The 4,865-nt window shown below is 74.3% G+C and carries 4 protein-coding genes and 1 pseudogene; all 5 read right to left on the reverse strand.

Features of this window, described 5'->3' with window-relative positions:
• Window positions 1–588, reverse strand: a pseudogene (locus tag ACWGH4_RS31285) (cytochrome P450); the annotation flags it as partial.
• Window positions 585–2,060: a class I adenylate-forming enzyme family protein gene (locus ACWGH4_RS31290; RefSeq protein WP_453466825.1), complete on the reverse strand. Its 1,476-nt coding sequence runs from the start codon at window positions 2,058–2,060 to the stop codon at window positions 585–587. The pseudogene ACWGH4_RS31285 and the gene ACWGH4_RS31290, both read right to left, overlap by 4 nt.
• Before the next feature lie 55 nt (window positions 2,061–2,115).
• Window positions 2,116–2,862, reverse strand: coding sequence for a glycosyltransferase (locus ACWGH4_RS31295; RefSeq protein ID WP_453466827.1), 747 nt, complete (start codon window positions 2,860–2,862; stop codon window positions 2,116–2,118).
• Entirely contained in the window at window positions 2,859–3,881 is a 1,023-nt protein-coding gene (locus ACWGH4_RS31300) for a 3-oxoacyl-ACP synthase III family protein (protein ID WP_453466829.1), read from the reverse strand. The genes ACWGH4_RS31295 and ACWGH4_RS31300 overlap by 4 nt, the downstream gene beginning before the upstream one ends.
• A 148-nt stretch (window positions 3,882–4,029) precedes the next feature.
• Window positions 4,030–4,716, reverse strand: coding sequence for a hypothetical protein (locus ACWGH4_RS31305; protein WP_453466831.1), 687 nt, complete (start codon window positions 4,714–4,716; stop codon window positions 4,030–4,032).
• Window positions 4,717–4,865 lie beyond the last annotated feature (149 nt).

The raw sequence follows: 4,865 nt of genomic DNA on the forward strand, positions 1-4,865 counted from the left end.
CTGTGTCGCACGGGCCGACGCGGCGTGTGCTCCCGGCCGGCGGGGGCCGGGGAGCTCGCCGCGGACGGAGGCGGCGGCCAGATCGGCAGCGGCTGCGGCCACCGCGGCCGGGGACGCCTCGGAACCGAGCAGCGCGCAGACGACCGTGCCCGACAGTTCGCCGGCGAGTGCCACGAGGTCCACCTCGCCGCCCTCGGCCAGCGGTTCCAGTCGTCGGGCGAGCAACGGCCGCCACACGCCGCGCAGTTGCTCGACGCCGGCCGCGCCGAGTCCACGAGCCAGGGCCCGTCGCCCGGCGCGGTGTTCCGCGCCCTCCTGGTCGAACAGCACTCCGGCGTCGTCGTGGCCCGCCGCGCGCAGCGCCGATCGCGCCGCCCCTCCCGTCGTCCCGGCGGCCGTACGGTCGAGGGGCAGGCGGGTCAGTACCTGGCGGTAGGCGTCGGCGTCGTGGACGAGCACCGTGCGTCCGATCCGGCGGACGGCACGGCCACGGGTGGCGGCGAGCAGGGCGAAGAGGAACGGGTGGGAGCGCAGATAGACCCGGCGGTCGCGCCGGCGCGCCCGCGCGACCCCCGTGCGGGCAGTCATCGGGAAGCCTCCTTCGCCGCGAGACGTTCCGCCGCTAGGAGCGCCGTGGCCGCCCGGTCCGGCTTGCGGGACCGGCCGGACAGCGGGACGTCCGCGAACACCAGCGCGTCAGGGCGGGCGGAGCCCATCCTGTGCAGCGGTCCGGCGAGAGCGGAACGCAACTGTGCCTCCCCGTGGCCGGACCGGGGCTGGACGACGGCGACCAGCCGCTCGTCGCCGTCGCCCGCCGGAACGCCGACGAGTACCGCGAGCTCGACCCCCGGCACCTGGAGGGCGGGCTCGTACAGACCCGGGTAGATGTTCTCCGCGCGCCGCAACACCATGTCCTTGCAGCGGCCCTCCAGCACGATCCGGCCCGTGGTGTCCAGATGTGCCCGGTCGCCGGTGCGCACCCAGGGGTCGGGAGCCTCCCCGAGGTAGCGGTGCCTGGCCGCGGGACCGGTCAGCAGCAGTTCGCCGCCCTCCGTCCGCACCTCGACGCCCGGAAGGGGAGGACCGACGAGATCACCCGCCCCGTCGAAGGCCGCCTTGTCGCGCGACTCGACGGCAGCGGCGGGGAACAGTTCGGTGAGCGCGTACACCCCCCAGGCCTCCGCGGCGCCCGCGTCACGGACCCGGCCCAGCAGTTCGGCACTGGCCGGCGCAGACCCTGTCCACACCCTGCCCGTGAACCTCGCCCCCGCGCGGAGGGCGTCCCGCAGTTGCGGCGGTGTCAGGTAGGTGTCCTGGGGGCACAGCCGCCGCAGCTGCCGCGCGAGGACCTTGGGCGAACGCGCGGGAAGCGCCACCGGCGCACCCTGGGCGAGCGACGGTACGAGGACGAAGAAGGTCCCCCCGACGACCGGTCGGCCCGGCCGGGCGCCGATCAGCGTCGAGACCGTCTCCATCCCGGCGGCGAGCCCGGAGCGGGTGTGCACGACGGCCCTCGGCCGGGAGGTCGTGCCGGAGGTGAAGACGATGACGGCGTCACCGTCGGCGTGGTCACGCGCGGGGACGCGGACGTCGGCCCGGCCGAGCGCGGGCGCACAGCCGGGGAGCCTGCGGCCGACCGTCGCCACCGTGCCGAACTCGTCGAGGACGGGCAGGGCGAGCCGTGCCCGCGCCGCCAGTGGCCGGGCCCACCCGGCGACCGCCTGCGCCGCGGCGTCGGCCAGCACGAGCGAGGGCCGGGCCGACGCGAGACGGGCGCGCAGCACATCGGGACCCGCGCCCGGATCGAGCACCGCGCCCCGCAGCCCGAGCCGCCACAGGGCGAGCAGGACGGCGAGCGCCCGGGGACCGGGACGCACCGCGACACCGACGGTGTCGCCCGAGCGCAGTCCGCGCGCGTGGAGCGAGGAGGCGTACGCGTCGGCCAGGCCGGCGAGTTCGCCGCGGGTGGCACGGACCCGGGGACGCCCGGTGCGCGTGGCGCCGAGCACGGCGGGCTTCTCCGGAGAGGCGCGCAGGGCATGGTCGAGGAGGTCGAGCATCAGAGCCGTCCAGCGGTAGGTGACAGTACGTCGGGATGCGCGGGTGGGCGCCGCGTCAGCGGGGGTCGTCCCCGCGTCCGCCGCTGCCCTGGTCCAGGTACCAGCGGGCCGTGCCCCGGATGCCGTACGCCCGGAGCCTGCGGGTGGAGTTCTCCACGACCATGTCCCCGCAGCGCACGATCCGGTCCGTCTGCCGCCGGACCCGGTTCAGGAACAGCCGGTCCGTCGGCGACGGCCGGCGGGGCATGCCGCCGCAGGCCAGATACAGGTCGGCGGTGACGGCCATGTTGTTCCCGGCGTGCATGCGGTACGGGGCGAGGTAGCCGTTCCTGCGGGCGTGCGCGGGCCGGAGTCTGCCGAACAGGGCGGCCAGGCGGACCAGGGCCGAGAATCCGGCCCGCCCGAGCGGTCCGTGCTCGTCGCGGCGGGCGACGATCCGCCCGCACACCAGCACCGGTCCCGGCCGGTCCGTCATCGCGGCGCGGGCGGCGGCCGTCCAGCCGGGCAGGGGCAGGCAGTCGGCGTCGGTTCGGGCGAGCAGGGTCGCACCCCGTGCGATGGCATGGCGGAAACCCGAGTCCACGGCGCAGCCCACACCCTTCTCCGGCTCGTCGATGACCTCCACGGGGAACGGCGCGTCCGCGGCGAAGCCCCGGGCGATGGCGCCGGTACGGTCCGAAGAGGCGTTGTCGACCACGAGCAGCATGAAGTCGCGGTCCCGCTGCGCCGCGAGCGCCCGCAGCGTGCCGGAGATCCGTTCCTCCTCCTGGTGCGCGGGCACGATCACCCAGAGGTCGCTCATGACTTCTCCCAGATCATCGTCATGATGCTGATGCCGCCGCCGAGACCGACGAACAGCACCCGGTCGCCGGTCGCCAGCTCCCCGTACACCCGCTCCAGTTGCACACCGATGCTCGCGCTGGCGATGTTGCCCAGCTCGGGGACGGTGACCACGAGCTTGTCCGCGGGGGCGCCGGTCAGCTCGGCGAACCGCTCGAGGTACGGCACGGTCACCTGATGCACCAGGACCCTTGCGAAGCCGTCCCAGTCGAGGCCGGCGCGGTGCAGCGTGCGCTCCACGACCGAGGCGCCCACCTTCTCGAAGACGCTTCGCAGTTCGTGGCCGTCGCCGCGGAAGTACGTGTGCTCGTCGCCGCGCGGGTGCCGGGAACCGCCGCCGGGGATGCCGCCGACCTCCCAGTGCTCGGAGTGCGTCTCGGTGTCCACGTCGAGGATGCCGCCGTGCTCCACCGCTTCCAGCACCACGGCCGCGCCGGCGTCGCCGAAGGTGTAGCCGGCGAAGCCGTCCCGGAACTCGGCGAAGTCGGCCGGTGAGCGGCGTATAGCGCGGCTCGGGGTCTCGCCCGTGACGACGAGGGCGCGCCGCGCGCGGCCGGCCAGGATCGTGCTGCGGGCCACGTCGATGCCGTTGACGAAGCTGTTGCAGGCGTTGGTGACATCGAGGGCGTGGGCCTTCGAGCCGAGATCGGCCTGCACGATGTGCGCCGTCGCGGGTTCCACCATGTCCCGTGACGCGGAGGCGAACAGCAGGAGGTCGATGTCGAGCGGACCGAGCGACGCCTCGGCCAACGCCCGGCGCGCCGCGCGCAGGGCGAGCGTCGAGGCGTACTCGTCGTCGGCCGCGACGTGCCGGCTCTCGATGCCGGTGGCCTGGGCGAGCAGCGTGCCGGGCAGGGACTTGGCGATGTGCCGGGTCGCCTCGCGCTGCAGGCTGTGCGATGTCAGCACCGCGTCGGGAAGAGCGCTGCCGACGCCGGTGATACCGACCCGCGGACGCGGATCGCTCGTTTGTTTGAGCATGCGGCGATGGTTTCAGGCCGTGATCGGCGTCGCCTGAGTACACATGCTCAATTGCCGGGAAGCGCCGCTGAGTAGCCAGGACCCGGCCCGGTCCGTCCCCGTACGCGGGCCGGCCCGCCCGGCGCCGGTACCCCGGGGCGGACAGGGCTCACTTCTTGCGGTCGTCCCACGAATTGCCGAGCCAGCCGTCGAAGGAACGCAGCAGGGCGATCAGAGCGAACCCCAGCCGCCGGTCCAGCTCCGGCGCGCAGAGGCGCAGCTTGTCCCCGAACGCCTTGAATTCCAGCGGGACTCGCCCGCTCGCACGCCAGATGATGCGCCGGGGGCCGCGGGGAAAGTCGCCGTTCTCGAAGGCGGCGATCACAAGGGCGAACGGCGCCACGGGGAAAAGCAGCCAGCACACGAGCCACCAGAAGATCCGGCCCTTGTAGCCCACAGCGTCAGGGAGGCCCGGCTGTCGCACCGTCCAGCGGGTCCGCAGGCCCCGGCCGCTGAGCGCCTTCTCGCGGACGATGGTGCCGATGACCTCACCGTAAGGGCCGAGCACCTGATATGTCGCGACTCCGTTGCGCGCCGCCTCGGTCACCACGGTGGCGACCCGGCTTCCACGGTTCTCGTCGCCCCACAGGACGAACGAGCGGGCGCCGCTGCCGCGCGCCGCGAGGTAGGCGGGTATGCCGCCGGGCGGGAGTTCGCGCTCCACATAGGCGACCGGCCGGGGCGGTCCGGAGCCGTCGGTGAAGTCGACCACGTCACGGACGGACGCGGGAATGCCGCCGCCTTCCCTGTCCCTGAGCCGCACCGGCGGGGTCCTCATGGTCACAACAGCCGTCACGCGCATGCTCCTTCATGGTCCGTCCCTCGGCGCGGAGACCGCGCCCCCTGTCCTGCCGGGCCCGGCTCCGAACCCGCGCCGGATCACCCGGGCGCTCGGACACATTAGCGGCGCGGGCGGAACAGCCGGCTGCCCCACCGCCTTTGGAC

The sequence above is a fragment of the Streptomyces sp. NPDC054847 genome (genome assembly GCF_053610925.1).

Bases quoted from the DNA above. Each gene is read 5' to 3' on its own strand.
- ACWGH4_RS31290 (WP_453466825.1), bottom strand. From the start codon at position 2,060: ATGCTCGACCTCCTCGACCATGCCCTGCGCGCCTCTCCGGAGAAGCCC.
- ACWGH4_RS31300 (WP_453466829.1), bottom strand. From the start codon at position 3,881: ATGCTCAAACAAACGAGCGATCCGCGTCCGCGGGTCGGTATCACCGGC.
- ACWGH4_RS31295 (WP_453466827.1), bottom strand. From the start codon at position 2,862: ATGAGCGACCTCTGGGTGATCGTGCCCGCGCACCAGGAGGAGGAACGG.